Annotated in this window: 29 protein-coding genes; 18 read left to right on the top strand and 11 right to left on the bottom strand. The window is 70.7% G+C overall.

The annotated features are described in order from the left end of the window. Nucleotides 1-261: 261 nt before the first annotated feature. Both OH768_RS40165 and OH768_RS40170 read left to right on the top strand, forming a co-directional pair. Nucleotides 262-480, top strand: coding sequence for a helix-turn-helix domain-containing protein (locus OH768_RS40165; protein WP_019060653.1), 219 nt, complete (start codon nt 262-264; stop codon nt 478-480). 117 nt (nt 481-597) lie between these two features. Next, nucleotides 598-1410, top strand: a complete 813-nt coding sequence (locus OH768_RS40170) for an enoyl-CoA hydratase/isomerase family protein (protein ID WP_406461239.1) — start codon at nt 598-600, stop codon at nt 1408-1410. Nucleotides 1411-1428: 18 nt separating this feature from the next. Here the strand turns inward: OH768_RS40170 and OH768_RS40175 are convergent, their stop codons facing one another. Further along, nucleotides 1429-2181, bottom strand: coding sequence for a nucleopolyhedrovirus P10 family protein (locus OH768_RS40175; RefSeq protein WP_406461241.1), 753 nt, complete (start codon nt 2179-2181; stop codon nt 1429-1431). A gap of 87 nt (nt 2182-2268) precedes the next feature. Here OH768_RS40175 and OH768_RS40180 point away from each other — a divergent pair, with 87 nt between their 5' ends. From OH768_RS40180 to amaP, 5 genes are read left to right on the top strand one after another with little or no spacing between them, the layout of a single operon-like run. After that, entirely contained in the window at nt 2269-2754 is a 486-nt protein-coding gene (locus tag OH768_RS40180; protein WP_019067435.1) for an Asp23/Gls24 family envelope stress response protein, read from the top strand. Between the two features lie 58 nt (nt 2755-2812). Beyond that, nucleotides 2813-2998 (top strand): hypothetical protein, encoded by a 186-nt coding sequence (locus OH768_RS40185; RefSeq protein WP_019060657.1) that lies wholly within the window; start codon nt 2813-2815, stop codon nt 2996-2998. Beyond that, nucleotides 2995-3387 (top strand): hypothetical protein, encoded by a 393-nt coding sequence (locus OH768_RS40190; RefSeq protein ID WP_406461243.1) that lies wholly within the window; start codon nt 2995-2997, stop codon nt 3385-3387. Before OH768_RS40185 ends, OH768_RS40190 begins: the two co-directional genes overlap by 4 nt. After that, nucleotides 3384-4058, top strand: coding sequence for a DUF6286 domain-containing protein (locus OH768_RS40195; RefSeq protein ID WP_406461245.1), 675 nt, complete (start codon nt 3384-3386; stop codon nt 4056-4058). The genes OH768_RS40190 and OH768_RS40195 overlap by 4 nt, the downstream gene beginning before the upstream one ends. 5 nt (nt 4059-4063) lie before the next feature. Beyond that, complete coding sequence (gene amaP, locus OH768_RS40200) at nt 4064-4642, top strand: alkaline shock response membrane anchor protein AmaP (RefSeq protein ID WP_406461247.1); 579 nt, start codon at nt 4064-4066, stop codon at nt 4640-4642. A gap of 7 nt (nt 4643-4649) precedes the next feature. Here the strand turns inward: amaP and OH768_RS40205 are convergent, their stop codons facing one another. The 5 genes from OH768_RS40205 to OH768_RS40225 all read right to left on the bottom strand — a co-directional run bounded on the left by OH768_RS40205 (nt 4650) and on the right by OH768_RS40225 (nt 9453). Then, the gene (locus OH768_RS40205) at nt 4650-5405 is read right to left on the bottom strand and encodes an SDR family oxidoreductase (RefSeq protein ID WP_406461248.1); all 756 of its coding nucleotides are present in this window, start codon (nt 5403-5405) and stop codon (nt 4650-4652) included. A 5-nt stretch (nt 5406-5410) separates the two neighbouring features. Beyond that, nucleotides 5411-7198 (bottom strand): glycoside hydrolase family 15 protein, encoded by a 1788-nt coding sequence (locus OH768_RS40210; RefSeq protein WP_406461250.1) that lies wholly within the window; start codon nt 7196-7198, stop codon nt 5411-5413. 71 nt (nt 7199-7269) lie between these two features. After that, complete coding sequence (locus tag OH768_RS40215; RefSeq protein WP_406461252.1) at nt 7270-8064, bottom strand: SURF1 family protein; 795 nt, start codon at nt 8062-8064, stop codon at nt 7270-7272. A 72-nt stretch (nt 8065-8136) separates the two neighbouring features. Beyond that, the gene (locus OH768_RS40220) at nt 8137-8370 is read right to left on the bottom strand and encodes a hypothetical protein (RefSeq protein WP_078532401.1); all 234 of its coding nucleotides are present in this window, start codon (nt 8368-8370) and stop codon (nt 8137-8139) included. A 93-nt stretch (nt 8371-8463) separates the two neighbouring features. Further along, nucleotides 8464-9453 (bottom strand): DEDDh family exonuclease, encoded by a 990-nt coding sequence (locus OH768_RS40225; RefSeq protein WP_406461254.1) that lies wholly within the window; start codon nt 9451-9453, stop codon nt 8464-8466. Between the two features lie 172 nt (nt 9454-9625). Here OH768_RS40225 and OH768_RS40230 point away from each other — a divergent pair, with 172 nt between their 5' ends. The 8 genes from OH768_RS40230 (at nt 9626) to OH768_RS40265 (ending at nt 17328) form a co-directional block, all read left to right on the top strand. Further along, nucleotides 9626-10423, top strand: a complete 798-nt coding sequence (locus OH768_RS40230; protein WP_406461256.1) for an acetoacetate decarboxylase family protein — start codon at nt 9626-9628, stop codon at nt 10421-10423. Continuing rightward, nucleotides 10423-11307 (top strand): SDR family NAD(P)-dependent oxidoreductase, encoded by an 885-nt coding sequence (locus OH768_RS40235; RefSeq protein ID WP_406461258.1) that lies wholly within the window; start codon nt 10423-10425, stop codon nt 11305-11307. The genes OH768_RS40230 and OH768_RS40235 overlap by 1 nt, the downstream gene beginning before the upstream one ends. A 10-nt stretch (nt 11308-11317) precedes the next feature. Beyond that, the gene (locus tag OH768_RS40240; protein ID WP_406461260.1) at nt 11318-12601 is read left to right on the top strand and encodes an amidohydrolase family protein; all 1284 of its coding nucleotides are present in this window, start codon (nt 11318-11320) and stop codon (nt 12599-12601) included. Next, nucleotides 12598-13836 (top strand): amidohydrolase family protein, encoded by a 1239-nt coding sequence (locus tag OH768_RS40245; protein WP_406461262.1) that lies wholly within the window; start codon nt 12598-12600, stop codon nt 13834-13836. The genes OH768_RS40240 and OH768_RS40245 overlap by 4 nt, the downstream gene beginning before the upstream one ends. A gap of 25 nt (nt 13837-13861) precedes the next feature. After that, a complete protein-coding gene (locus OH768_RS40250) occupies nt 13862-14584 on the top strand; it encodes a VIT family protein (protein WP_406461264.1) in 723 nt (240 codons plus the stop codon). A gap of 126 nt (nt 14585-14710) precedes the next feature. Further along, nucleotides 14711-15577, top strand: coding sequence for a sterol desaturase family protein (locus tag OH768_RS40255; RefSeq protein ID WP_406461266.1), 867 nt, complete (start codon nt 14711-14713; stop codon nt 15575-15577). Further along, nucleotides 15574-16239 carry a lysoplasmalogenase gene (locus tag OH768_RS40260; protein WP_406461268.1) on the top strand — a complete coding sequence of 222 codons (666 nt, stop codon included), beginning with the start codon at nt 15574-15576 and terminating at the stop codon, nt 16237-16239. Before OH768_RS40255 ends, OH768_RS40260 begins: the two co-directional genes overlap by 4 nt. A 42-nt stretch (nt 16240-16281) precedes the next feature. Next, nucleotides 16282-17328 carry a zinc-dependent alcohol dehydrogenase family protein gene (locus OH768_RS40265; RefSeq protein WP_406461270.1) on the top strand — a complete coding sequence of 349 codons (1047 nt, stop codon included), beginning with the start codon at nt 16282-16284 and terminating at the stop codon, nt 17326-17328. A 15-nt stretch (nt 17329-17343) separates the two neighbouring features. Here the strand turns inward: OH768_RS40265 and OH768_RS40270 are convergent, their stop codons facing one another. The 3 genes from OH768_RS40270 to OH768_RS40280 form a co-directional block, all read right to left on the bottom strand. Beyond that, nucleotides 17344-18354 carry a CopD family protein gene (locus tag OH768_RS40270; protein ID WP_406461272.1) on the bottom strand — a complete coding sequence of 337 codons (1011 nt, stop codon included), beginning with the start codon at nt 18352-18354 and terminating at the stop codon, nt 17344-17346. A 100-nt stretch (nt 18355-18454) separates the two neighbouring features. Further along, complete coding sequence (locus OH768_RS40275; protein ID WP_406461274.1) at nt 18455-19852, bottom strand: CoA transferase; 1398 nt, start codon at nt 19850-19852, stop codon at nt 18455-18457. Between the two features lie 110 nt (nt 19853-19962). Next, complete coding sequence (locus OH768_RS40280; RefSeq protein WP_406461276.1) at nt 19963-21495, bottom strand: S8 family peptidase; 1533 nt, start codon at nt 21493-21495, stop codon at nt 19963-19965. A gap of 311 nt (nt 21496-21806) precedes the next feature. Here OH768_RS40280 and OH768_RS40285 point away from each other — a divergent pair, with 311 nt between their 5' ends. The 3 genes from OH768_RS40285 (at nt 21807) to moaA (ending at nt 24917) form a co-directional block, all read left to right on the top strand. Further along, complete coding sequence (locus OH768_RS40285) at nt 21807-22163, top strand: DUF485 domain-containing protein (protein ID WP_406461278.1); 357 nt, start codon at nt 21807-21809, stop codon at nt 22161-22163. Next, complete coding sequence (locus OH768_RS40290; protein ID WP_406461280.1) at nt 22160-23779, top strand: cation acetate symporter; 1620 nt, start codon at nt 22160-22162, stop codon at nt 23777-23779. The genes OH768_RS40285 and OH768_RS40290 overlap by 4 nt, the downstream gene beginning before the upstream one ends. Before the next feature lie 148 nt (nt 23780-23927). Beyond that, the gene (gene moaA, locus OH768_RS40295) at nt 23928-24917 is read left to right on the top strand and encodes a GTP 3',8-cyclase MoaA (protein WP_406465649.1); all 990 of its coding nucleotides are present in this window, start codon (nt 23928-23930) and stop codon (nt 24915-24917) included. 45 nt (nt 24918-24962) lie between these two features. Here the strand turns inward: moaA and OH768_RS40300 are convergent, their stop codons facing one another. Next, a complete protein-coding gene (locus OH768_RS40300; RefSeq protein ID WP_406461282.1) occupies nt 24963-25181 on the bottom strand; it encodes a hypothetical protein in 219 nt (72 codons plus the stop codon). A gap of 223 nt (nt 25182-25404) precedes the next feature. After that, on the bottom strand, nt 25405-25803 hold the full coding sequence (locus OH768_RS40305; RefSeq protein ID WP_406461283.1) for a DUF3099 domain-containing protein: 399 nt from the start codon (nt 25801-25803) through the stop codon (nt 25405-25407). Nucleotides 25804-25907: the final 104 nt, after the last annotated feature.

Genomic DNA, 25907 nt, shown 5'->3' on the forward strand with positions numbered 1-25907 from the left:
CGAGGTGTGTCCTACATCAATTTCCCGGCCGAGTCCTTTATCGACAAGGGCTCGGCCGTTCCGCGTCTCTGACCAGGTATTTCGCGCAGCGAATCGTTCGGCCGTGCGGACGCGGCCGTCAGGAATTCCACATTCCACTTGTGGGGACGCGCTCCTGTCGTCAAAACCTTGTCCTACGGACCTTGCCGAATGGGTGGCCATGAACGCTTGGAGGGGTGATCATGAGGAGACCAAGAGCGCACTTCCCATGAGGAGGCACGGGTGGCCGAGACTCTGAAGAAGGGCAGCCGGGTAACCGGCGCCGCGCGCGACAAGCTCGCGGCAGACCTGAAGAAGAAGTACGACTCCGGTGCGAGCATCCGAGCGCTGGCCGAGGAGACCGGCCGCTCGTATGGCTTCGTACACCGGATGCTCAGTGAGTCGGGCGTCACGCTCCGTGGGCGTGGCGGGGCGACCCGGGGCAAGAAGGCTTCGGCCTGACCCCGAGCGGCTCAACGGCTTCGATGGTGGCCACCCGGTCGGACGACTGACCGGCCGGGTGGTTACTGTGCAGTCACTTAGCTCTGCTCTGTTGACCGCACACATCGGAGGCGCCCCATGGCTTCGCCCGAACAGGACGACAAGGACCTCGGTCCCGTACTCGACAAGGACGGCGTACGGCTCACCGTCGACGATGCGATCGCCACGGTGACGCTGACCAACCCGGCCAAGCGCAATGCCCAAAGTCCTGCTCTGTGGCGGGCGTTGGCGGAGGCCGGGCGGTTGCTGCCGGGCTCCGTCCGTGTCGTGGTGCTGCGTGCCGAGGGCAAGTCCTTCTCGGCCGGACTCGACCGGCAGGCGTTCACGCCCGAGGGCTTCGACGGCGAACCGTCGTTCATCGACCTCGCGCACAACAGTGACGCCGTGCTGGACGAGGCCATCGCCGGGTACCAGGCGGGCTTCACCTGGTGGCGACGCAGCGACATCGTGTCCATCGCCGCCGTACAGGGGCATGCCATCGGGGCCGGCTTCCAGCTCGCCCTCGCCTGTGACCTGCGCGTCGTCGCCGACGATGTGCAGTTCGCCATGCGCGAGACCAGCCTCGGACTGGTGCCCGACCTGACCGGCACCCACCCGCTCGTGGGGCTCGTCGGCTACGCCCGCGCGCTGGAGATCTGCGCGACCGGGCGCTTCGTCGCGGCCGAGGAAGCGGTGAGCACCGGCCTGGCGAACATCGCCGTGCCCGCCGACCAGGTCGGGGACACCGTACGCGAGCTCGCGACAGCCCTGCTGGCGGCGCCGCGCGACGCCCTCATCGAGACCAAGGCGCTGCTCCAGGGCGTCCAGGGGCGTACGTACGACGACCAGCGCGCCGCCGAGCGCGCCGCCCAGGCCCGACGGCTGCGGGACCTCGCCGGCGTCGGCGAATAGACGTCAGCCGACCGTGGTTCAGCCGATCCTCGTGACGAGCACCGCCACGGTCGGGTGACCGGGCAGCACCTCGCCGACCCTCGCGCGGACCTCCCGGGCCACCTCCAGTGCCCGGTGGTCCGCGCGTACGGCGACCTCTACGCGCGCGTGCAGGCGCGGCAGCGCACCTTCGTCCTGCCGCTCCTCGATGTGCACCGCCCGTCCCAGCCCGCCCAGCGCACCGGTCAGCCGGGTCACGCCCGGGACAGTGAGCGCGGCCGCGATGATCAGGGACTCGCCGCCGTCGTCAACATTGACCATCTGGTCAAGGTCGTCAATGTGGTCAACGTCGGCGGCGGCGTGATCCACATCGTCCGCTCCGTCAACGTCGTCCATATGGTCCAGCAAGGCTGTCACTTGTAGATCAACCTCCGTCACCACCAGCCCGAGCCGCTCCGCCGCGGCCGTCGCCAGCGCCGCGCGCAACCGGGACGCGGTCGCCGGAAGGGGCTCGGTCGCCCCGGCCGCGAAGTCGGCCGTGATCCGCAGCGGACCGGGCGGCAGTGCCCCCGGCGGTGGCGGTACGGCGGGCTCGTGCACGTCCTCCGGATCGGCGAGCGCGATGCGCAGCGCGCCCAGCCGCGCGCCCCGTACGTGCTGCGCCACGCCCCGCAGTACGGCCTCGGCCGCCCGCTCCGCGATCCACGCGCCGTCACGCCGGTCGCCCAGGGGCAGCAGCCTGCCGAGCCCCAACTGCTGCCGTACCGCTCGCGTCCATGAGTCCGCCGTCATTCCTCCAGCCTGCCGCATCCCCGGCGCGAGAGAATGGAACCGCACTTACCGTGGTCGAAGGACGACGACCGAAAGGGACGTACGGCGATGACCGACATGACGGAACGGAACCGGACGCAGGACCCCGACGGCGAGAGGGAGCCGCTGCAGACCCGTAAGACCCCCACCAAACGCGGCGGCGGCGACCCGGCGTCCAGAGGGCGCACGACCATCGCCGACGGGGTCGTGGAGAAGATCGCCGGGCTGGCCGCCCGGGACGTCCTGGGCGTGCATGCCATGGGGAGCGGGCTGTCCCGCACCTTCGGGGCCGTGCGCGACCGGGTGCCCGGCGGTTCGAAGTCGGTGTCCCGGGGCGTGAAGGCCGAGGTCGGCGAGGTGCAGACCGCCCTCGACCTGGAGATCGTCGTCGACTACGGGGTGTCGATCGCGGACGTGGCCCGGGCCGTACGGGAGAACGTCATCGCGGCCGTGGAGCGGATGACCGGACTCGAAGTCGTCGAGGTGAACATCGCGGTCAGCGATGTGAAGCTGCCCGACGAGGAGGACGACGAACCGGAGCCCCGGCTCCAGTGACCGGGCCGACGGATGAACCCACGAGCAGCGGGCCGACGAACGAGCTGAGGAGCGCAGGATGAGCAGGGCCGTGGTCGGCATGATCGCCGGAATGGCGCTGGGCTTCGCCGGATACTTCGGCGGGTTCGGCGCGTTCCTGCTGGTGGCCGCCCTGGGCGCCATCGGGTTCGTCGTCGGCCGGTTCCTCGAAGGGGACCTGGAACTCGGCGACTTCTTCCGCTCGCGCGACGACCGGCGGCGGTGACGTCCGTGAGCGGCGCCGGCGGCGCGGTCGACGAACGCGGCAGACCCCCTGCGGCCGTCCCGCCCGGCGAGCGGGGCGCCACCCGGATCGCCGACCGGGTCGTGGCGAAGATCGCCGCGCAGGCCGCGCGCGAGGCGCTCGGACCGCTGCACCCCGACGCCGCACCGCCGCATGCCACCGTCGTCGTGCACCACGAGACGGTACGCGTGCGCGTGCACCTCGAACTCGACTATCCCTGCGACATCGGCGACCGCTGTCTTCGGGTGCGTCGACAGGTGGTTCAGCGGGTACGCGCGTTGGTGGGCATGGAGGTGCCCGAGGTCGCCGTCCAGGTGGAACGGCTGCATCCGGCACAGGCACACCGCGCGGCACAGGGGAGGACGCGATGAGCGAGCCCCAAGGCTCCGAAGGCACGACCCAACGACTACCGGTCATCGAGAAGGAGACCGACCCCGGACCCGGCGGGTACGACCCGGCGGCGGACCGCGGGCCCGCGCCCATAGTCGACGGCGGTGGCAAGGACGGCCGCTTCTGGTCGGCACGCCGCGTCCCCGCGGCCGTCGTCGCCGTCCTGCTGCTCGCCGGCGCGGGCGCCCTGCTCTACGACATCACCGCCGTGCGTGCGAAGCGGCCCGCCGCCCACTGGCGGCGCGAACTGGTCCGGCAACTCGCCGAACGGCCCCTGGACGACACCTGGGTCCTCGTCGGCGCAGGCATCGCCGCCGCCCTCGGCCTCTGGCTGATCGTGCTCGCACTCACGCCCGGCCTGCGCCAGGTGCTGCCGATGCGCCGCACCCACGCCGACGTCCGGGCGGGCCTGCAACGCTCCGCCGCCGCGATGGTGCTGCGCGACCGGGCCATGGAGGTCTCGGGCGTGCAGTCGGTGCGGGTGCGCACGAGCCGGACGAAAGCCGATGTCCGCGCGGTGTCCCATTTCCGTGAACTCGACGACGTACGGGCCGACTTGGACGCCGTGCTCAGCGACGCGATCACCGGTCTCGGGTTGGCCGGGCCGCTCGCGCTGTCGCTGCGCGTCGGCCGTTCCGGACGGAAGGGGTGAGCGCGGTGCTGAGGATCGTCAACCGTGTGGTGATCGGTGTCGTGGGTCTCGTGCTGGTCGTGCTCGGCGGCTCCGTGCTGGCGGTCGGGCTGGGCGTGAAGCCGCCGTCCTGGTGGATCTACGACGGCCGTCACGACGTCCTGCTGAGCGACGCCCGGCGGACCCGCTGGCGGCACGACGGCTGGTGGTGGCCCACGGTCCTCGCCGTGCTCGCCGTCCTCGTCCTGCTGGCCCTGTGGTGGCTCGTCGCGGTGCTGCGGCGGCGCCGGCTCACCGAGGTCACCGTCCGCACCGGCGACGGCGAGGGCGCGCTGCTGCGGGGCCGGGCCCTGGAAGGCGTCCTCGCCACCGACGCGGGCGACCTGGACGGCGTGGCCCACGCGCACGTGCGGCTCGCCGGCACCCGCACAGCACCCGAGGCCCGCATCCGGCTCAGCCTGGAACCCCACGTGGACCCCGGAGTCGCCCTCGACCACCTGACGGCCAACGCCCTGGCCCACGCCCGCGACTCGGCGGGCCTGGACGCGCTCCCGACGGAGGTACAGCTGACGGGCGTCAAGCACCGCGCGGAGCGGGTCAGTTGACGGTGCGTCAGAAACCGTGCCGCATACCGCCGTCGACCGGCACCATGATCCCCGTCAGATAGGACGCCGCCGGCGACAGCAGGAACGCCGCCACGCGCCCGAACTCGTCCGGCGTCCCGTACCGCCGCAGCGGAATCCGCGACTCGTTGGCCGCGCGGGTGGCCTCCGGGTCCGCGGACAGGCCGTCCAGCTCGCGCACGCGGTCCGTGTCGATGCGGGCGGGCAGCAGTCCGACGACACGGATACCGCGCGGCCCCAGCTCGTCCGCCAGGGACTTGGCGAAACCGGCCAGGCCGGGCCGCAACGCGTTCGAGATCGTCAGCCCGGGGATCGGCTCGTGCACCGAACCGGACAGCACGAAGCCGATGACCCCGCCCGCCTCCAGCTCCCCGGCCGCCGCGCGGGCGAGCCGTACCGCGCCCAGGAACACCGACTCGAACGAGGCCTGCCACTGCTCGTCGGTGGTGTCCGCGACGAACCCGGGCGGCGGCCCGCCGACGCTCACGAGGATGCCGTCGAAGCCCCCGAAGTGCTCGCGCGCGGCGGCGATCAGCCGGGCCGGCGCGTCCGCGTCGGCGTTGTCGACGGCCACGCCCACCGCGTTCGGGCCCAGTTCGGCCGCCGCGTCGACGGCCCGCTGCTCGTCCCGCCCGGTGACGACGACCTTCGAGCCGTCGGCCACCAGCTCGCGCGCGGCGGCGTTGCCCAGTCCACGGGTGGCCCCGGTGACGACGTACACCCGGTCCTTCAGTCCAAGATCCATGGCCCCTATCCTGCCTTCTTGTCCCCGAACAGGGTGAGGGCGGTGTTCACCAGGCCGATGTGGCTGAACGCCTGCGGGAAGTTGCCCAGCTGACGGCCGGCCACCGGGTCGTACTCCTCCGCGAGCAGCCCCACGTCGTTCGCGAGCCCCACCAGACGCTCGAACAGCACCCGGGCCTCCTTCGTACGGCCCGTCATGTGCAGCGCGTCCACGAGCCAGAACGAGCACGCCAGGAAGGTGCCCTCGTCGCCCGGCAGTCCGTCCACGGGGACGTCGGCGGCGGTGTCGTAGCGGCGTACGAAGCCGTCGTGGCCGAGCGCCGCCTGGACCGCGTCGACCGTGCCGACGACCCGGGGATCGTCGGGCGGCAGGAAACCGAAGCGGGGGATCAGCAGCAGGGCCGCGTCCAGTTCCTGCGAGCCGTAGTACTGCGTGAACGTGTTGCGTACCGGGTCGAAGCCCTTCTCGCACACGTCCCTGTGCACCGCGTCCCGCAGCTCGCGCCAGCCCGACAGGTCCCCGGGGAGGTCGGCGTACTCCTCCAGAGTGCGTACGGCCCGGTCGGCCGCCACCCACACCATGACCTTGGAGTGCACGAAGTGGCGGCGCCCGCCGCGCACCTCCCACAGGCCTTCGTCGGGCTGCTGCCACTGCGCGCGCAGCCACTCCAGGAGGACGCCCTGCAACGACCACATGTGCGGCTTGGGCGACAGACCCGCGCGCCGGCCCAGCCACAGGGAGTCCATCACCTCCCCGTAGACGTCGAGTTGCAGCTGGTTGACGGCGCCGTTGCCGATCCGCACGGGCGCCGAGGCGCCGAAGCCGGAGAGGTGCGGCAGCTCGAACTCGGGCAGCCGCCGCTCGCCCGCCACGCCGTACATGATCTGCAGGTCCGCCGGATCGCCCGCGACCGCGCGCAGCAGCCAGTCGCGCCAGGCCTCGGCCTCCTTGTGGTAGCCCGCGGCGACGAGGGCGCCCAGGGTGAGGCTGGAGTCGCGCAACCAGCAGTAGCGGTAGTCCCAATTGCGTACGCCGCCCATCTCCTCGGGCAGCGAGGTGGTGGCCGCGGCCACGATCCCGCCGGTCGGGCGGTAGGTGAGGGCCTTGAGGGTGATCAGGGAACGTACGACCGCGTCCCTGTGGGGGCCCTCGTAGCGGCAGCGGGCCGCCCAGTGCTCCCAGTCCGCGACGCTGGTCCGCAGCGACTTGTACGGGTCCACGAGCGCCGGACGCGGCTCGTGCGAGGGGTGCCAGGTGAGGACGAAGGCGACCTTCTCACCGGCCTCGACGGTGAACTCCGAGAGGGTGCTGAAGTCCTCGCCCCAGGTGCGCACCTCGGGCTCGCTGCGCAGCCACACCGAGTCGGGACCCGCCACGGCCACCCGGTGCCCGTCCGCCCTGCGCACCCACGGCACGACCGCGCCGTAGTCGAAGCGGAGGCGCAGCGTGCTGCGGACGGTGACCTTGCCGCTCAGGCCTTTCACGATGCGTACGACATCGGGGGCGCGGTGGCGCTGGGGCATCAGGTCGGTGACGCGTACCGCGCCCTCGGCGGTCTCCCACTCCGTGTCCAGGACCAGGGTGCCGGGGCGGTAGGCGCGGCGGGTGCAGCGGTCCGCGCCCTCGGGGGCGATGCGCCAGTGGCCGTTCTCCTCGTCGCCGAGCAGTCGTGCGAAGCAGGCGGCGGAGTCGAAGCGCGGCACACACAGCCAGTCGACCGAGCCGTCCATGCCGACCAGGGCCGCGGTCTGTTCGTCGCCGATGAGGGCGTAGTCCTCGATACGTGGGTGCACGGGGTGCGGGTTCCCTCCCTACCGGCGGGGCAATCAAGGTTCGGGGCCGGGCGGGTGAAGCGCGGGACGGCTCACACCGGCGCGGGCTCGGCCTCCGCCGTCTCCGCTTCCTTCGCCGCCGCCTCCCGGCGGTCGCGGGCCTCGCGGCGGGCCAGGACGACATAGCCGACCGGTACGGCCGCGGCGAACAGCCACCACTGGATCATGTACGCGTAGTTCAGCGGGGCGTCTTCCTTGCCCGGGTCGGAGATCTGCTCCGGGGTGCCGCCCTTCGCCTCGGGCGCCGTCTGCTCGACATAGCCGCCGAGCACCTGGGCGTGCAGCCGCTTCGCCTGCTCTTCACTGTTGATCAACATGATCTGCCGGTCGGGCAGGCCCTTGATGTCCTTGATGCCGCTCGCCGCGGTCGTCTCGTCGGCCATCAGACGCCCGGTGATCGTGGTCCTGCCGCTCGGCGGCGCGGGGATCTGCGGGAAGGCGGTCTGCGCACCGTTCGCCGGGATCCATCCACGGTTGATCAACACCACCTTGCCGTCCGTCAACACGAACGGGGTGAGGACATGGAAGCCGACCTCGTCGTCGTCATTGGTGCGGCGCCGGACGACGACTTCCTTGGAGGTCTCGAAGGTGCCCGTCGCGGTGACGGTGCGGTACTTCTCGGTACGGGTGACCGCGTGCCCGGGGGTGCTGATCTGCTCCACGGGGACCGGCTCGGCGTGCAGCGCGTTCGTGACCAACTGGTTCCGGGCGCTGCGCATCTCGTAGCGGTGCATCTGCCAGATGCCCAGCCTGATCATCGTGGGGATCAGGAGAAGGGTGATCAACGCGAGGATCACCCACTGCCGGGACATCAGGAAGCGGTACACCCCACGACCGTACAACTCGGTCGTGGGGCGCATTGAGGGGGGTACCGGAAGGGACTCCTTCGGGCCGGCGGCTCACACCTTGTCGATGATCCCCACCTTCCCCTCCGCCCGCGCACAGTGGCCGCCGCAGAACCAGTGGCCCTCGACCTCCACGCCCTGGCCGATGATCTGCACCCGGCAGTGTTCGCAGATCGGGGCCATGCGGTGGATCGCGCAGGAGAAGCAGTCGAAGACGTGTACCGCGCCCTGCGCGTGCACCTCGAAGCTCATGCCGTAGTCATTGCCGCACACTTCACATCTCGCCATGCGCCACAGGGTGAGCCGTCCGCCCGGCACGGGCGAGCGGACGCGGGGCGAGTCGTACGACAATCACCCGTCCGTACGGTCACCAGGGCGCCGTCAGTCCGCCGCCTCGACGTCCCGCAGCAACTGCCCGAACGCCGCCTCGTCCACCACGGGTGTGCCGAACTGCCGGGCCTTGACCACCTTCGAGGTGCCCGAGTCCGGATCGTTCGTGACGAGCAGGCTGGTCAGCCGGGACAGGCTCGTGGCGACATGCAGTCCGGCCTCCACGGCACGGTCCTCCAGGAGCTCGCGCTCGATGGACGTGTCCCCGGAGAACGCGATCCGCATCCCCTGCTTGAGCGGCTTGCCGTCCTCGAACCGGCCCGGGTTCGGGTACGGGCACGCGGGCCGCTTGCGCGCGGGCCGCCAACTGCCCGCCCCGTAGCCGCTGTAGCCGCCCCCCTGGTGTCCGATCCGGGGCGCCGGCCGGTCGGCGGTCCACTCGGTCAGCGGCCGGCACTCGTGCAGCGGCAGCCGTACACCGTTGCTCGCCGCCGCCCGCAGGCTCGGCCGGAACGCCTCCGCCAGCACGCGCGCGTCGTCCAGCGCGTGGTGCGCGCGCTGCTGCACGACACCGAAGTGCGCCGCCAGAGACTCCAGCTTGTGGTTGGGCAGCGGGAGGGCCAGCTCCTTGGAGAGCGCGATGGTGCACAACCGCTGACGGACCGGGGGCTCGATCTGCACGCGCGCGTACTCCCGCGCGATCATCTGCCAGTCGAAGACCGCGTTGTGCGCGACCAGCACCCGGCCCTCCAGGCGGGTCGCGAACTCCTCGGCGATGTCCTTGAAGAGGGGCGCGCCCTCCAGGACGTCACTCGTCAGACCGTGGATCCACACGGGGCCGGGATCGCGCTCCGGGTTGACCATCGTGTACCAGTGGTCCTCGACCTCGCCGAGCGCGTCCAGCCGGTAGACGGCCGCGGAGATTATCCGGTCGTCCCGGGCCAGACCGGTGGTCTCCACGTCAACGACCGCGTATCCCTGGGGATACGCGGCCGGCCACGGAGTGGCTGCGGACACTGCGGGCGAGTGGTCTTCGAGCATGGTCATTGAGGATACGGGCCGTCACTGACAGCCCTGTCCCTCAGGTGCCTTGTCCCGTCCGCCCGTTCGGGTCGTCCGAACGCACGCGCGCGTGGCTATGGACCTTTTGCCCGCCCGGTGCAAGCGTGCTGCCCGCCTGACGGATGACGGCCTACGAAGGGCGGTACGGCGTATGGCACGCGTACGGTACGGCGCACGGACCGAGGCGGAGATCGCCGCCGCACGCACAGCGAGCGCGAAGCTCCCCGACATCTGGTCCACCGGTGTGGTGGCCGTCTGGGAGAGCGACCCGGACGCGGTCGCGGCGGTCCTGCCGCCGCCCCTCAAGCCCACCGGGCGGCCCCTGGTCCGGGTGAACATAAGCAAGGTCGAACTGACCGGATACCCCCTGGGCGCGGGCTCGTTCGCGGTCGCCGCCGCGCACGACGGCGTCGAGGGCTGGTACCCGCTGGTCATGCCGATGACCCACGAGCGTGCCCTCACCGGCGGCCGTGAGGTCTTCGGAGAGCCCAAGAAACTCGGCGAGGTGACCGTCGAGCGCGTGGGCCTCGTCGTGCACGCGTCCCTGGCCCGGCACGGCATCGCCTTCGTCGAGGTCCGCGGCGCGGTCAGCGACGAGCTGCCTCTCCCCGGGCCGACGCAGAAGACCGACTTCTACTTCAAGTTCCTTCCCGCGGTGGACGGTTCGGGCTTCGACGCCGACCCGGTGCTCGTGCACTGCCTGCGCAACGAGAAGGTCCGCCGCCTCGAACGCGTCACCGGAGACGTCGTCCTGCGCGAGTCCATGTACGACCCGGTCGCCGACCTCCCCGTACGCACCCTCGTCGACATCACCATCGGCGAGAAGACCAGCGACCAGCGCGGCAAGGTCGTCGAACGGGTCGACGCGCGGGCCCTGTTGCCGTACATCCACCAGCGTTACGACGATCCGCAACAGGTCCATGACGGGCCGCCCGAGGGGAGCGTCTGATGGAGCTGAGGGAGGGTCAGGTCGCTGTCGTCACCGGGGCCGCGAGCGGGATCGGGCTCGCGATGGCACGGCGGTTCGCCGCCGACGGGCTCAAGGTGGTGCTCGCCGATGTCGAGGAGGGAGCCCTCGACAAGGCCGCCGCCGATCTGCGTGCCGACGGCGCCGACGTGCACGCGCGCGTGGTCGACGTCGGCGTACGTCAACAGGTCCTGGATCTGGCCGAGTCGGCCTACGACACGTACGGCGCTGTCCATGTCCTGTGCAACAACGCGGGGGTCGGCTCGGGCGCCGAGGGCCGGATGTGGGAGCACGAACCGAACGACTGGCAGTGGGCGTTCGCCGTCAATGTGTGGGGCGTTTTCCACGGCGTCCAGGCGTTCGTGCCGAGGATGATCAAGTCCGGTCAACCCGGTCATGTCGTCAACACGTCCTCCGGGGACGGCGGTATCGCCCCGCTGCCCACCGCCTCCGTGTACGCCGTCACCAAGGCGGCCGTCGTGACGATGACCGAGTCCCTGTACGCGCACTTGAAGGCGGAGCACGCGCGCGTGGGTGCCTCGGTGCTCTTCCCGGGGCCGCACATGCTGCGCACCGGCCTGTGGGAGTCGCACCGCAACCGGCCCGCCCGGTACGCCAAGGAGCGCCCCCGCAGGACCCCTTACCGCAGCCTCGACCAGTGGGAGAGCGCGATGAGGGCGGCGGGCAAGGAGGTCGCCTTCACGCCCGTCGAGGAGGTCGCCGGCCTCGTCGTGGACGGCATCCGCGCGGACCGCTTCTGGCTGCTGCCCGAGAGCGAGCACAGCGACGCCCAGATCAGGGCCCGGGCGCGCTCGATGCTCGACCGGGCGAATCCGTCGTACCTCGAGAGCTTCATCCTGGACTGAGGGGGCCGTTGTGACCGACCAGGAGCCGTACCTGATCATCTCCTCCGACTGCCACGCCGGGCTGCCCACCGAGGAGTACCGGCCCTATCTGGACGCCCGGTTCCACCGGGACTTCGACGAGTTCCTCGCCGGACGCGACCGGCGCCGCGAGGAGATGACCCGGCTCGGCATCCGCAACGAGGCGTTCGCGGCGAAGTGGTTCCAGGACAACGAGGAGGGGCTGCGCGGGGGTTGGGACACCGGGCAGCGCCTCAAGGAGCTGGACGGTGACGGGGTGGCCGCCGAGGTGGTCTTCCCGGACGCCGACGCCGTCGACAGCCAGACCGCGGCGCCCTTCGGGGTCGGACTCGGCCTCTCCGGGGACCAGGACCCCGAGTTGGGCATGGCGGGCGCGCAGGCCCACAACCGTTGGCTCGCCGACTTCGTCTCCGAGCACCCCGAACGGCACTGCGGGGTCGCCCTGTTGCCGGTGACGGCCCCCACGGAGAAGGTCGTCGCGGAGATCCACCGCGCCAAGGAGTCCGGGCTCGGCGCCCTGATGATCCCCTCCATGTGGGTCGACAAGGAGCCCTACCACGACGCCCGTTACGACCCCGTGTGGGCAGCCGCCGCCGAATGCGCGATGCCCGTACTGACCCACTCCGGGGCCGCGCCCCGCCACGAGTACGGCGACCACCTGGGCATCTACGTCAGCGAGGTGACCTGGTGGCCCGCCCGGCCGCTCTGGTTCCTGCTCTGGTCCGGGGTCTTCGAACGCCACCCGGGTCTCAAGTTCGGTGTCGCGGAGTCGGGTTGCTGGTGGCTGCCGAACCAGCTGTGGTTCATGGACCGCCTCTACCTGGGCGCCCACGGCGGCAAGAAGCTCTCACCCTTCGCGGAGCTGAAGCGCCCGCCGAGCGAGTACCTCGACCGGCAGGTCTTCATCTGCGCCACCAACACCAAGCGCCGCGAACTGGCCCAGCGTTATGAGATCGGCGTCGACAACATCCTCTGGGGCAGCGACTTCCCGCACCCCGAGGGCACCTGGCCCGACACGCGCGCGTGGCTGAAGCGCACCTTCCATGACATCCCGGTCGGCGAGACCCGCCGCATGCTGGGCCTGGCGGCGGCCGACGCCTTCGGCTTCGACGTGGCGGCCCTGGAGCCGCTGGCCCGCCGGATCGGTCCCACCCCCGCGGAACTCGGCCAGCAGGACGACCAGGAGCCCGTGAGGGCGTCCTGGGCGCGCTCCCGCGAGGTCGGGCGGCACTGGCTGACCGACCACGACTTCCCGGTCCTGGGGGTGACGCCATGAGCGCCACGGGCGCGGACCGGTACACGGTCATCTCGGCGGACTGCCACGCGGGCGCCGATCTCCTCGACTACCGGCCCTACTTGGAGAAGCAGTACCACGACGAGTTCGACGCGTGGGCGGCCATGTACGTCAACCCGTACGAGGACCTGGTCGCCGACACGGCCGACAAGAACTGGAACTCCGCGCGGCGGATCGCGGAGCTGGAACAGGACGGGATCGTCGCCGAGGTCGTCTTCCCGAACACCGTTCCGCCGTTCTTCCCGTCCGGCTCCCTCATGGCGCCCGCGCCGACGGCCGAGGAGTTCGAGTGCCGCTGGGCCGGCCTGCGCGCCCACAACCGCTGGCTGGCGGACTTCTGCGCGGCTGCGCCGGGTCGGCGGGCGGGTGTCTTCCAGATCCTCCTGAACGACGTCCAGGAGGCCGTCCAGGAGATCCGGTGGGCGGTCGAAGCGGGCCTCAGGGGCGGCCTGTTGCTCCCCGGCACCCCACCGGGCTCGGGGCTGCCGGAGCTGTACTCGTCGACGTACGACCCGATCTGGGCCGTGTGCGCGGAACTCGGCGTGCCCGTCAACCACCACGCGGGCTCGGCCGCCCCGCCCCTCGGCGACGAACCCGCCGCCCGCGCGGTGTTCATGGTCGAGACGACCTGGTTCTCGCACCGGGCCCTCTGGCACCTGATATTCGGCGGTGCCTTCCGCCGCCACCCGGACCTGAGGCTGGTGCTGACCGAGCAGGGCTCCGGCTGGATACCCGGGGTGCTCGACATGCTGGACTACTACCACGGGCGCCTGGTCGCGGCGGCGTCGAAGGCGGCCACGGCGGAGTCCAGGTTCGGCGCGGGGCTCGCCGCCTCGATGGGCAAGGGTCCTTCGGAGGTCTGGCGCGACAACTGCTTCGTGGGCGCCAGTTTCATGCGCCCGCACGAGGTACCCCTGCGCGACCGCATCGGCATCGAGAAGATCATGTGGGGCAGCGACTACCCGCACGACGAGGGCACCTACCCGTACTCCAGGGAGGGCCTGCGCTTCGCCTTCGCGCGCGTGCCGCGCGACGAGGTCGCCGCGATGCTCGGCGGCAACGCGGCCCGCGTGTACGGCTTCGACCTGGACCTCCTGGACCCGATCGCGGCGAAGGTCGGTCCCACGGTGACCGAGATCGCCGAACCGCTCGCCGAACCGCCTGCGGACGCCACGAGCCCGGTGTTCGCGCGGGGGGCGTCGGTACGAGTGTGGTGACGCGAGGGGTGGGATCCTCCGGGGTGTGACGGAACCGACCCATGACGAGGCCCATGACGAGGCCCACAACGGCACACTGGGCTCGCGGCTGAACTGGCTGCGGGCGGCGGTACTGGGAGCCAACGACGGCATCGTGTCCACCGCGGGGCTCGTCGTCGGCGTGGCCGGCGCCACGGACGACCGCTCGGCGCTGCTGACGGCCGGTCTGGCGGGCCTCCTCGCCGGCTCCATGTCGATGGCGGCGGGGGAGTACGTGTCCGTCTCCACCCAGCGCGACTCGGAGAAGGCGGCCCTGGCTCTGGAGAAGCGCGAGCTGAAGGAGCAACCGGAGGCCGAACTGGAGGAGTTGACCGAACTTCTCCAGGACCGCGGTCTGACCCGTGACGTGGCCATGGAGGCGGCGGCCCAGCTCACGGAACGCGACGCGCTGCGCGCCCACGCGCGCGTGGAGCTCAACATCGACCCCGACGACCTCACCAACCCCTGGCACGCGGCCTGGGCGAGCTTCCTGTCCTTCACGGTCGGCGCGCTGCTGCCGCTGCTGGCGATCGTCCTGCCGCCGGCGGACTGGCGCCTCGGCGTCACCGTGGTGTCGTCGCTGGCCGCACTGCTCCTGACGGGCTGGAGCAGCGCACGGCTCGGCGCGGCGGAGACGAGGCCGGCGATGCTGCGGAACGTGATGGGCGGGGCGCTCGCGATGGGGGTCACCTATGCGGCGGGGGCGCTGCTGGGGGCGGTGGGGGTGTAGCGGACCCACAACCCGGGCGCGGCGGGCCCGTTGGCGGAGATCGCCAACAAGCAAGCGCGTACCCCAGGAAATACTTGTGGGTAACAACGTCTAGTCGTGGGCGATTCGCGGTCCTACGGTTCACCCATGCCGAACCTGCCCGATGCCGTGCTCTGGTCGATACCCGCCTTCGTGCTGCTCACCGTGATCGAGATGATCAGCGTGCGCATCCACCCCGACGAGGACGCGGCGGGCTACGAGGCGAAGGACGCCGCGACGAGCGTAGGCATGGGGCTCGGGAGCCTCGTCTTCGACTTCCTCTGGAAGATCCCGATCGTCGCGATCTACACCGCGATCTACGAACTCACGCCGCTGCGCGTGCCCGTGCTGGGGTGGACGATCCCGCTGATGCTGCTCGGGCAGGACTTCTTCTACTACTGGTCCCACCGCGGCCACCACGTGATCCGCATCCTCTGGGCCTGTCACGTCGTCCACCACTCCAGCCGCAGGTTCAACCTCACCACGGCCCTGCGCCAGCCCTGGACGACCCTCACGGTATGGCCGTTCTACGTCCCGCTCGTCGCCCTGGGCGTGCATCCCGCCGCGCTGGCGTTCTGCTCCTCGGTGAACCTCGTCTACCAGTTCTGGATCCACACCGAGCGGATCGACAGGATGCCCCGATGGTTTGAGTTCGTCTTCAACACGCCGTCCCACCACCGTGTCCACCACGCCTCCCAGGGCGGCTATCTGGACCGCAACTTCGGCGGCATCCTCATCGTCTGGGACCGGCTCTTCGGGTCGTTCGTCCCAGAGGTTGAGCGGCCCGTCTATGGGTTGACGAAGAACATCAACACGTTAAACCCGATCAAGGTCGCCACCCATGAGTACGTCGCCATTGCCAAAGACCTGAAGACGGCGACCAGTTGGCGCGAGCGCGCGGGGCGGGTGTTCCGGGGACCGGGCTGGACGCCGGTGGCCGCGGTGGAACAGACCGAGGAGTCCGTGGCCGCGTGAGAGCGTCCCGGGCGCTGCCGGCTGCCTTCGTCCTCGCCGCAGTCCTCGACCTCGTCTCCCTCGTCCTGGGCTTCCGCGCCGGCCATCTGGTCACCAAGCCGCTGCTCATGCCGCTGCTCGCCGCGTTCGCCGCCCGCGCGGGCGGCCCTCGGCTCCTGGTCGCTGCCCTGCTGTGCGGCTGGGGCGGCGACGTCCTGCTGCTCTCCGACACCGACCCCGCCTTCATGGCCGGGATGGCCTCCTTCGCCGCCGGTCACGTCTGCTACCTCGTCCTGTTCCGGCGCCACGCTCCGCCACGCGCGCGTGCGGGTCTGCTCGCCGTCGGCTACGCCGTCGCCCTCGTCACCCTGGTCGTCCTCCTGTGGCCCGACCTGCCGGCCGGCCTCCGTGTCCCCGTCGCCGGGTACAGCACCCTCCTGACTGCGATGGCCTACACCGCGGCCACCAGGCTCGGCCCGGTCGCCGGGCTCGGCGGGGCGCTCTTCATGCTCTCCGACACCCTCATCGCGACCGGCGTCGCCGACTGGCCGCAACTGCCCCGGCCCGACTTCTGGATCATGCTGACCTATACGGCGGCACAGTTCCTGCTGGTCCGGGGCGCCCTCGATGCGCGGCCCGCGCCGGCGGCGGCGTACCGTGAAGTGCGCTCGACCACCCCCTGAGCGCACCGCACCAGCAGACCAGCGACGAGAAGGACCCTCGCCATGCGCGCCACCACCATCCACGCCCCGTTCGACATGCGCGTGGAGGACGTGCCCGAGCCGATGGTGCAGCTGCCCACCGACGCCGTGGTCCGGGTGCTGCGCGCCTGCATCTGCGGCAGCGACCTGTGGGCGTATCGCGGCGAGGCGGCCCGGCAGCCGGGGCAGCGGATCGGACACGAGTTCCTCGGGATCGTCGAGGAGACCGGCTCCGAGGTGAACGGCGTCAAGGCCGGTGACCTCGTGGTCGCGCCCTTCATGTGGTCCGACGGTGTCTGCGCGTACTGCCGCGAGGGCCTCACGACCTCCTGCGTGCACGGCGGCTTCTGGGGTGCCGTGGGCTACGACGGCGGCCAGGGCGAGGCGGTACGTGTGCCCTTCGCCGACGGCACGCTCGTACGCCTCCCCAAGGAGGCGGCTTCCGACGACCACCTGCTGTCCGCCCTGCTGACCCTGTCGGACGTCATGGGCACCGGCCATCACGCGGCCCTCGGCGCGGGCGCCCGCAAGGGTGCCACCGTCGCCGTCGTGGGCGACGGAGCGGTCGGCCTGTGCGCCGTGCTCGCCGCCAAGCGCCTCGGCGCCGAGCGGATCATCGCCCTCGGCCGCCACGAGGCCCGCACGGCCATCGCGCGCGACTTCGGCGCCACCGACGTCGTCGCCGAACGCGGCGAGGCCGCCGTCGAGGCCGTACGCGAACTCACCCGCGGCCAGGGCGCGCACTCCGTCGTCGAGGCCGTCGGCACCGAGCAGTCCATGCGTACGGCCGTCGGTATCACGCGCGACGGCGGCGCCATCGGCTTCGTCGGCGTGCCGCACGGCAGCGGCACGGGCCTCGACCTCGGCGTCATGTTCGACCGGAACATCGCGCTGCGCGGCGGAGTCGCGCCGGTCCGCGCGTACATCCCGGAACTGCTGCCCGACATCCTGGACGGCACCATCGACCCCTCGCCCGTCTTCGATCTGACGGTCGGCCTGGAGGGTGTGCCCGACGGCTACAAGGCGATGGACGAGCGCACGGCCCTGAAGGTCCTGGTCGTCAACAGTTGATCAATGCAGAGTTGATCAATGCCAGCGGATCGGCACCGGCAGTGCGGTCAACAGTCCGGAGACCACGACCACCACCCCCAGCACGACGACTTCGGCCCGCGCCGGTGAGTAGGTGGCCAGTGGATCGGTGGCCCGCCGCAGCCGGTGGCGCGCCCAGAGCGCGAGTACGGCGACGGTGGCGACGAGGAGCACCTTGGCGAGCAGGGCGCGCCCGTACGCAGTCGTCGTCAGCTGGTCCAGGATCGTGCCGGCCGGCATCCTGCGCAGGGAACTCCACACCCCCGTGGCGGTGATCGCGGCGAGCAGTACGGCGGCCACGCGCGCGTAGAGGCCCAACAGCGCGGCGCCCGCCTCGGAACCCCGCCACTGCCGCAGCGTCCGCAGCGCGTGCAGCAGCCCGCCGACCCACAGCGCCGCGCACGTCAGATGCACCAGGGTCAGCTCCGAGCCGACCAGTGGGCTGTGCTCGCCCACCGGGTGCGCGCGCAGCGCCTCCGCGAGGACCACGGCGGCAAGGGGCCACACCTGTACGGCGGGTCGGCGCGACCGGGCGCACAGGGCCGCCACGGCGAACCCGTTGACCTCCAGGAGCGCCAGCTTGCCGTCGCGGGACTGGTAGAGGCCGCCGACGTCGATCTCGGCGAGGCTGTGCGGCACCAGATTGCCCGTCGCCACGACCGAGGCGAGTCCCAGCGCGGCGACGAATCCGGCACCGGCCGCGTACAGGGCCCAACTCCGGGGGCCGCTCGGGGGAGCGCCGGGCACGGTGCGCGCCAGCCGGTTCACGAACAACTCGCCCAGCGGCACGCACAGCGCACCGAACAACACCGCCCGCAGCAGCGCGATGCCGCCGACACCGGGCGCGGCGGCCTCCCCGGTGTCGTGCAGCGCGGCGGACGGACCGAGCAGCGGAATCAGCGCGGCGAGCAGCACCAGGGCCAGTACGGCGACCGCCCGGCGCGTACCGGGGCGCCGCCCGGGGCCACTGGTGTCGGCCGCTTCGACAGTCGGTCGTATCAAGGTCACCCCAAGATCTTCACCAGCCGTCACAGAACCGGGCAAGTGCAACAAAACAACTGGCGGAACCGGATTCCGCTCATAGTTACGTTTCCGCCCCGCCCCCGGATCAAGCCCAACGAGCCGGGTCCGTGCCCCAACGACCCGGCGGGCGCGCCCAGTTCACGGGCCCGCCGGCGAAGGAGACCGGCGACAGCGCGTGCCGCAGCCGCCCGATACCGCTGCCAGTCTCGACCAGCCAGGCATCCGGCTGGTTGTACGCCGTCCCGCTCAGCTCGCGCACCTCCCGTTCCTTTTCGGATGCCGTTCCACCCGTTGTCAGCCAGGCCGCGGTCCGTGCCAGCGCCAGCCGCAGTACGAGCCCGCAGCCCTGCTCCGACCGGTCCGTCAGCGCCCGCAGTACCGAGGCCGCCAGCAGATACCCGGTCCCGTGGTCGAGGGCCTGCGCGGGCAGCGCGCCGGGCCGCTCGGGCGACCCCTCGGAGGCCGCGATGCCGGTGGCGACCTGCACCAGGCTGTCGAACCCGCGCCGTTCGCCCCACGGCCCGTACGCGCCCCACGCCGACAACTGCGCCACGATCAGCCCGGGCCGGCGGTCGGCCAGCGCCTCGGGAGCGAGGCCGAACCGGTCCAGTGCGCCCGGTCGGTACCCGGTGACGACCACGTCGGCCTGCCCGAGCAGTTCCTCGAAGGTCCGCCGGTCGGCCGCCAGGCCGAGATCCAGTCGGGCCGACCGTTTCCCGAAACCGGTGTCCGCGTGCGCGTCGGGATCCTCCGGCAACCGCGGGGCGTCCACGCGCAGCACGTCAGCGCCCAGCAGCGCGAGCGTGCGGGTGGCGACCGGGCCCGCGATCACCCGCGTCAGATCGAGCACTCGAAGTCCGGCGGCCGGCAGCAACGGATCGCCGTCGAGCGGCGGCAGCGCACGCGCGCGTGCCGTGTCGAGCCGCTCGCGCTCGACGAGAGGCCGCCCGGTCACCGCGACTCCCTGCGGGTGTACGGCCCACTCCGCCGCCGTCCGCAGTGCGACCGCGAGGCCTCCGGCGGCGTACACGGTCTCCTCCACCTCCGACGCGGACCGTTCGGCGAGCACGTCGGCCACATCCTCCATGGAGGTGTCACCCGGCAGCCGCAACGCGCCCAGCAGTCGCGCCCGGTGGTGCGGATAGTTCGCGTGGGTGCGGACCCAGCCGTCGGCCGTCCGCCAGAACCGCGACAGCGGCGCGAAGGAGACCGGCGCCCGCCCGTCGATCAGCAGATGCCGCTCACTGACGAACGCCGTGGCGACGGCCCCGTCGTCCACCCGCGCCCCGGGCACCTCCGTGCGCCCGGCCCGCCGCGCCCCCAGCTCGGCGGCGGCCAGCGCGCACGCCCCCACGCAGGCCCGGGCCAACTCCCGTACGGGAAGCCGTGCTTCGAGCGCCCCCTGGCGCTCGACGGTCGAGACACGCGAGACCAGGGCGGGATCGCCGCCCAGAGCGGCCCATGCCACCTTGATGTCAGTCATGACTGCACTATGCAGTATTGATTCAATCAATATGCCTGGGGTGACGATGCAGACAAGAACGGGCCGGGCGGAGATCCGCCCGGCCCGCATCAACAGAGAACAGGTACGGGCTACTTGACCGCCCGCAGCGCGTTCACGATGCCGAACCCGTAGAAGCCGTTGACGCGCTTGCCGCCGACGCAGGTCGCGTCCGCGATGCCGTCGCCGTTGGTGTCGTACACGTCGGTCGGGCAGCCCGGGTTGTCCGCCTCGGCCTTCAGCAGCGCCTGCAGCTGGGCCGGAGAGGCATGCGGGTGCGTGGACTTCAGCAGCGCGGCCACGGCGGCGACGTGCGGGGTCGCCATCGACGTGCCCTGGAGGTAGCCGTACGTGTTGTTCGGCAGCGTGGACAGGATGCGGCCGTCCTTCGACGGCGTGTTCGCGGGCTGCCGGATGTCCCCGCCCGGCGCCGACACGTCGATCACGCCCTGGCCGTAGCTGGAGAAGTACGACTTGGCCTTCGTGACACCGACCGAACTCACCGTCACGACACCCGGCAGCTGGGTCGGCACGTCGAAGCACTCGTGCGGGTCGACCGTGCGGGTCACCGCGGTGGAGTCGTCGGGGCTGGAGTCGTCGACCAGGGCGTGGGAGTCGAGGTCGTCGTTGGAGTTGCCGGCCGCGGCGACATTGAGCGTGCCCTTGCTCTGGGCGTACAGCTGGGCCCTGTTGACCGCGTCGACGATGGCACGTTGATCGGGGTCGTCCATGCAGTTGTACAGCCAGGGATCAACGTAGTAGCTGTTGTTGGTGATCTCCACGCCGTGATCCGCGGCGAACACGAACGCGCAGACCACGCTCTCCGGGTAGAACAACTGGCTCGAGTCAGGCTCCGCCACCGTGATCCCGGCGACCTTCACGCCCGGCGCGACCCCCGCCACACCGATGCCGTTGCGGGCGGCGGCGATCTCACCCGCGACATGCGTGCCGTGGTAATGAACGGAGTCCACGGGACGCCAGGAGCCGTACGTCGTGTCGGCCTTGCCGCCCACGCAGTTCGCGGACTGCGAGGGGGAGAAGTTCGGGGCGATGTCCGGGTGGGTGTCGTCGACGCCGACGTCGATCACGGCGACCGTCACGCTCTTGCTGCCCGGGTTGATCTTCGCGGCCTTGTCGGCGCCGATCGCTGGCAGGTCCCACTGGTCGGCCTCGAGGGGCTCGCTGTCACCGGCCGCGGCGGAGGCCTTCGCCGTCTTCGCGGCCTGCTCCTTGGAGAGGTACTGCACGGCGCCCTCGTCGGTCGTCGTGGCGAGGCTCAGCGGCGCGGTGCGCGTGGCACCGGCCGACTGCACACCGGGCACCTTGCGGATGATCAGCCCGAAGTCGGGGTTCGCCGAGTGCACGACGATCACGCCGATCTGCTCGTACGTCTCCACGATGCTGCCGCCGGCCGCATTGATCGCCTTCTTGACCGTGTTGATCGTCCGGTGGTCCAGTCGAGTGTTGACCACATACGAAAGGTTGGGCGCGTCGGCGGCCTGCGCGGTGGTCTCCGTGATCGGGACCGCCGAAGCCGCCGACGGGAGGAAACCGAGCGAGGCGGTCAGCGACAGCACGACCGGTACGGCGAGGGCGAGCCGGTGTCTGGGGCGCAGATGAGCCATGGGATCTCCACATCATCCGGAAACGAAAAGGCCCGAGACGTGATGCCTCCCGGGCAGGTACATGACGAGTGGTGCCAGCTGAAGCTATCTCCCGCGAGGGCTGGCCAGCAATGACTTCCCAAAGGCGAGTCCTGAAAGAAGTCAAAGGAGTTGAACCGGTCCACGCGTGGCGCCGTGACCTTGGGCAGGAAGCGCCAGCAGGATCGGGGACCCCTCGATATCGCGCAGGGAAGTCACCCGATCACTCCTGGTGGCGTGATCCGTAGGTCTGTGAGGTCGCAACCAGCATGTCCGCAACGCGAGGAGACACCGTGGCCACCGAGACACCACCACCCTCGAATGCCGAACCCAAACTCCCCAGTACCGAGGAGTTCGAACAGGTCCAGGAGAGCGCGGAGTTCGCCGAACTGCGTCGCGCCCACCGCTCCTTCGCCTTCCCGCTGACCGTCGCCTTCATCGCCTGGTACCTCCTGTACGTCCTGCTCTGCAACTACGCGGACGACTTCATGGACACCAAGGTCGTCGGCAACATCAACGTCGCCCTCGTTCTGGGCCTCGGCCAGTTCCTCACCACGTTCCTCATCGCCTGGTGGTACGCGCGGTACTCCGCCGCGAAGCTCGACCCCAAGGGTGAGGCCATCAAGTCCCGGATGGAGGGCGGCGCATGAGCCCCGCGATCACCCTGGCCGCCGGCGAGGCGAGCCAGCACCGGCCGCTGATCATCACGCTGTTCGCGGTCTTCGTCGCCGCGACACTCGTCATCACCGTCTGGGCGGGCCGCCAGACCAAGAGCGCCGCCGACTTCTACGCGGGCGGCCGGCAGTTCACCGCCTTCCAGAACGGCCTGGCCGTCTCCGGCGACTACATGTCGGCCGCGTCCTTCCTCGGCATCGCGGGCGCCATCGCCCTCTTCGGCTACGACGGCTTCCTGTACTCGATCGGCTTCCTGGTCGCCTGGCTGGTCGCCCTGCTCCTGGTGGCCGAACCACTGCGCAACTCCGGCCGCTACACCATGGGCGACGTCCTCGCCTACCGCATGCGCCAGCGCCCGGTCCGTACGGCGGCCGGCACCTCCACCATCGTGGTGTCGATCTTCTACCTGCTGGCCCAGATGGCCGGCGCGGGCGTCCTGGTCTCCCTGCTCCTGGGCATCACCAGCGACGCGGGCAAGATCGGCATCGTCGCCCTGGTCGGCGTCCTGATGATCGTGTACGTCACCATCGGCGGCATGAAGGGCACCACCTGGGTCCAGATGGTCAAGGCCTGCCTGCTCATCGCCGGCGCCCTGCTGCTGACCTTCCTGGTGCTGCTGAAGTTCAACTTCAACGTCTCCGACCTGCTCGGCAAGGCCGCCGACAACAGCGGCAAGGGCTCCGCCTTCCTGAACCCCGGCCTCAAGTACGGCGCCACCGGCACGACCAAGCTGGACTTCATCTCCCTGGGCATCGCCCTGGTCCTCGGCACCGCGGGCCTGCCGCACATCCTGATCCGCTTCTACACGGTGCCCACCGCCAAGGCCGCCCGTAAGTCGGTCAACTGGGCCATCGGCCTCATCGGCGCCTTCTACCTGATGACCCTGGCCCTCGGCTTCGGCGCCGCGGCACTGATCAAACCGGACGAGATCATCGCCTCCAACAAGGCGGGCAACACGGCGGCCCCCCTCCTGGCCCTCCATCTGGGCGGAGTCGACTCCAACTGGGGAGCGATCCTCCTGGCCAGCATCTCGGCGGTCGCCTTCGCCACGATCCTCGCGGTCGTCGCCGGCCTCACCCTGGCCTCGTCCTCCTCCTTCGCCCACGACATCTACGCCAATGTCATCAAGCGGGGACAGGCGACGGAGAAACAGGAGATGACCGCCGCCCGGTACGCCACGGTCGGCATCGGCGCCGTCTCCATCCTCCTCGGCGCCCTCGCCCGCGACCTGAACGTCGCCGGCCTGGTCGCCCTCGCCTTCGCGGTCGCCGCCTCCGCCAACCTCCCAACCATCCTCTACAGCCTCTTCTGGAAGCGCTTCACCACCTCAGGAGCCCTCTGGTCGATCTACGGCGGCCTGGTCACCGCGGTCGGCCTGGTCCTGTTCTCGCCGGTCGTCTCCGGAAAACCCGCCTCGATGTTCCCGGACGTCGACTTCCACTGGTTCCCCCTGGAGAACCCCGGCATCATCTCCATCCCGGTCGGCTTCCTCCTGGGCTGGCTCGGCACGATCCTCTCCAAGGAGGAGCCCGACACCGCCAAGTACGCGGAGCTGGAGGTACGGTCCCTGACCGGCACCGGAGCCCACTGAGTCCCCGCACGCCGACGGCCGCGTCGTAGATCCCTACGACGCGGCCCCGTCGTACCTCGTGGGATCGGGCCGCCCTCGTTGTCAGAGGTGTCGCGTAGGCTCGCAGGTGTCGGAAAACATGCGATCCGAATTGAGGGAGGAGGCCCACGTGCTCATCGACACCTATGGCCGAGTGGCCACCGACCTGAGGGTTTCGCTGACCGACCGGTGCAACCTCCGGTGTACGTACTGCATGCCCGAGGAGGGCCTGCAGTGGCTGGCGAAGCCCGACCTCCTCACGGACGACGAGATCGTCCGCTTGATAGACATCGCGGTCACCTCCCTCGGTATCGAGGAGGTCCGCTTCACCGGCGGCGAGCCCCTGCTGCGCCCCGGCCTGGTCGGCATCGTCGAGCGGGTCGCGGCCCTGGAGCCCCGCCCCCAGATGTCTCTCACGACCAATGGCATCGGCCTCAAGCGCACCGCGACCGCCCTGAAGAAGGCGGGCCTGGACCGGGTCAACGTCTCCCTGGACACCCTGCGCCAAGACGTCTTCAAGACCCTCACCCGCCGCGACCGACTCAAGGACGTCCTCGCGGGCCTGGAAGCCGCCCACGACGCGGGCCTGACCCCGGTGAAGATCAACTCGGTGCTGATGCCGGGCCTCAACGCCGACGAGGCCCCGGACCTGCTGTCCTGGGCCGTCGCGCACGACTACGAACTGCGTTTCATCGAGCAGATGCCCCTGGACGCCCAGCACGGCTGGAAGCGCGAGGGCATGGTCACGGCCGGCGACATCCTCGCCTCCCTCCGCACCCGCTTCGAGCTGACCCCCGAAGGCACGGACGAGCGCGGCTCGGCCCCGGCCGAGCGCTGGATCGTGGACGGCGGCCCGCACCGCGTGGGCGTCATCGCCTCGGTCACCCGCCCGTTCTGCGGAGCCTGCGACCGCACCCGCCTCACCGCCGACGGCCAGATACGCAACTGCCTGTTCGCCCGCGAGGAGACCAGCCTCCGCACCGCCCTGCGCTCCAACGCCCCGGACGAGGAGATAGCCCGCATCTGGCGCCTGGCGATGTGGGGCAAGAAGGCGGGCTCGGGCCTGGACGACCCGTCGTTCCTCCAGCCGGACCGACCGATGTCGGCGATCGGCGGCTGAGCAGCCGTCGTAGACGAAGGGGCGCTACGGAACTTCGGGTGGCCCCTACGGGAGTTCGGGCGCTTCCCAGTCCTCGAACTTGACGACGTCCTTCAGGAAGCCCCGCACACCGAGGAACTGGGACAGGTGCTCGCGATGCTCCTCGCACGCGAGCCATGTCTTGCGCCGCTCCGGCGTATGGACCTTCGGGTTGTTCCACGCGAGGACCCACACGGCGTCGGCGCGGCAGCCCTTCGCGGAGCAGATGGGTGTCTCGTCACTCACGGAAACTCACGGAATTCGTCTCGCAGATGCGCTGAAAAGGCGACGCCGAGCAGCCACGGGGGGAGCTGCCCGGCGTCGGTCTGTCGCTCCGACGGGGGATGCGGAGCGCGTACGAAGTATGTCACGGGTAACCGGTCGCTCGGCACCGGAACAACATGATTGATCTGAGCTTTTCTTGAGCTTGGTGCGGAGCCGACTTCCGTTTATGGCACGTTCGCCATGGTCACGACCGGCCCTGCGGTTCGCCCCGCACACCGGGCGTCGGCTCGGGTACGACCTCTTCCGGGACGGGTTCCGCGACGCTCTCGTCCGACCGCGGCGGCGTGATCATCGGCCGCAGCGGCGCGGTGACGAACGTCGACGGCAGACCGGGCGCGTTCTCCCGCCCGGCATTCGCGATCACCACGGCGACATAGGGGAGGAGCACACCGAGCACCAACGCGACGATCGCGACGTGCCGTTCGACGTTCCACAGGGAACAGGCGAGAATCACCGACACCGTACGGATCGACATCGAGATGACATACCGGCGCTGCCGACCGCGGACATCCTCCGCGAGTCCCGTCCGGGCTCCGGTGATCCGGAACACCTGGGCGTTGCCTTCGCCGTGCAGCTTCCGCATCACATTCCACCATCCGCCCGCATCGGACTCTCCCGGGCCCGCACCCCGGTTCGCACCCGATCCGGGAACCGGGCCCCGACACCACCAACGTTACGCCGCGCCTG

Source organism: Streptomyces sp. NBC_01622, assembly GCF_045209635.1.
Classification (GTDB): domain Bacteria; phylum Actinomycetota; class Actinomycetes; order Streptomycetales; family Streptomycetaceae; genus Streptomyces.

Excerpts from the sequence above, each read along its gene's own strand:
- OH768_RS40170 (WP_406461239.1), top strand. The coding sequence starts at position 598 with ATGGCTTCGCCCGAACAGGACGACAAGGACCTCGGTCCCGTACTCGAC.
- OH768_RS40175 (WP_406461241.1), bottom strand. The coding sequence starts at position 2,181 with ATGACGGCGGACTCATGGACGCGAGCGGTACGGCAGCAGTTGGGGCTC.
- OH768_RS40180 (WP_019067435.1), top strand. The coding sequence starts at position 2,269 with ATGACCGACATGACGGAACGGAACCGGACGCAGGACCCCGACGGCGAG.
- OH768_RS40185 (WP_019060657.1), top strand. The coding sequence starts at position 2,813 with ATGAGCAGGGCCGTGGTCGGCATGATCGCCGGAATGGCGCTGGGCTTC.
- OH768_RS40195 (WP_406461245.1), top strand. The coding sequence starts at position 3,384 with ATGAGCGAGCCCCAAGGCTCCGAAGGCACGACCCAACGACTACCGGTC.
- OH768_RS40205 (WP_406461248.1), bottom strand. The coding sequence starts at position 5,405 with ATGGATCTTGGACTGAAGGACCGGGTGTACGTCGTCACCGGGGCCACC.
- OH768_RS40220 (WP_078532401.1), bottom strand. The coding sequence starts at position 8,370 with ATGGCGAGATGTGAAGTGTGCGGCAATGACTACGGCATGAGCTTCGAG.
- OH768_RS40225 (WP_406461254.1), bottom strand. The coding sequence starts at position 9,453 with ATGCTCGAAGACCACTCGCCCGCAGTGTCCGCAGCCACTCCGTGGCCG.
- OH768_RS40230 (WP_406461256.1), top strand. The coding sequence starts at position 9,626 with ATGGCACGCGTACGGTACGGCGCACGGACCGAGGCGGAGATCGCCGCC.
- OH768_RS40235 (WP_406461258.1), top strand. The coding sequence starts at position 10,423 with ATGGAGCTGAGGGAGGGTCAGGTCGCTGTCGTCACCGGGGCCGCGAGC.
- OH768_RS40245 (WP_406461262.1), top strand. The coding sequence starts at position 12,598 with ATGAGCGCCACGGGCGCGGACCGGTACACGGTCATCTCGGCGGACTGC.
- OH768_RS40255 (WP_406461266.1), top strand. The coding sequence starts at position 14,711 with ATGCCGAACCTGCCCGATGCCGTGCTCTGGTCGATACCCGCCTTCGTG.
- OH768_RS40265 (WP_406461270.1), top strand. The coding sequence starts at position 16,282 with ATGCGCGCCACCACCATCCACGCCCCGTTCGACATGCGCGTGGAGGAC.
- OH768_RS40275 (WP_406461274.1), bottom strand. The coding sequence starts at position 19,852 with ATGACTGACATCAAGGTGGCATGGGCCGCTCTGGGCGGCGATCCCGCC.
- OH768_RS40280 (WP_406461276.1), bottom strand. The coding sequence starts at position 21,495 with ATGGCTCATCTGCGCCCCAGACACCGGCTCGCCCTCGCCGTACCGGTC.
- OH768_RS40290 (WP_406461280.1), top strand. The coding sequence starts at position 22,160 with ATGAGCCCCGCGATCACCCTGGCCGCCGGCGAGGCGAGCCAGCACCGG.
- OH768_RS40305 (WP_406461283.1), bottom strand. The coding sequence starts at position 25,803 with ATGCGGAAGCTGCACGGCGAAGGCAACGCCCAGGTGTTCCGGATCACC.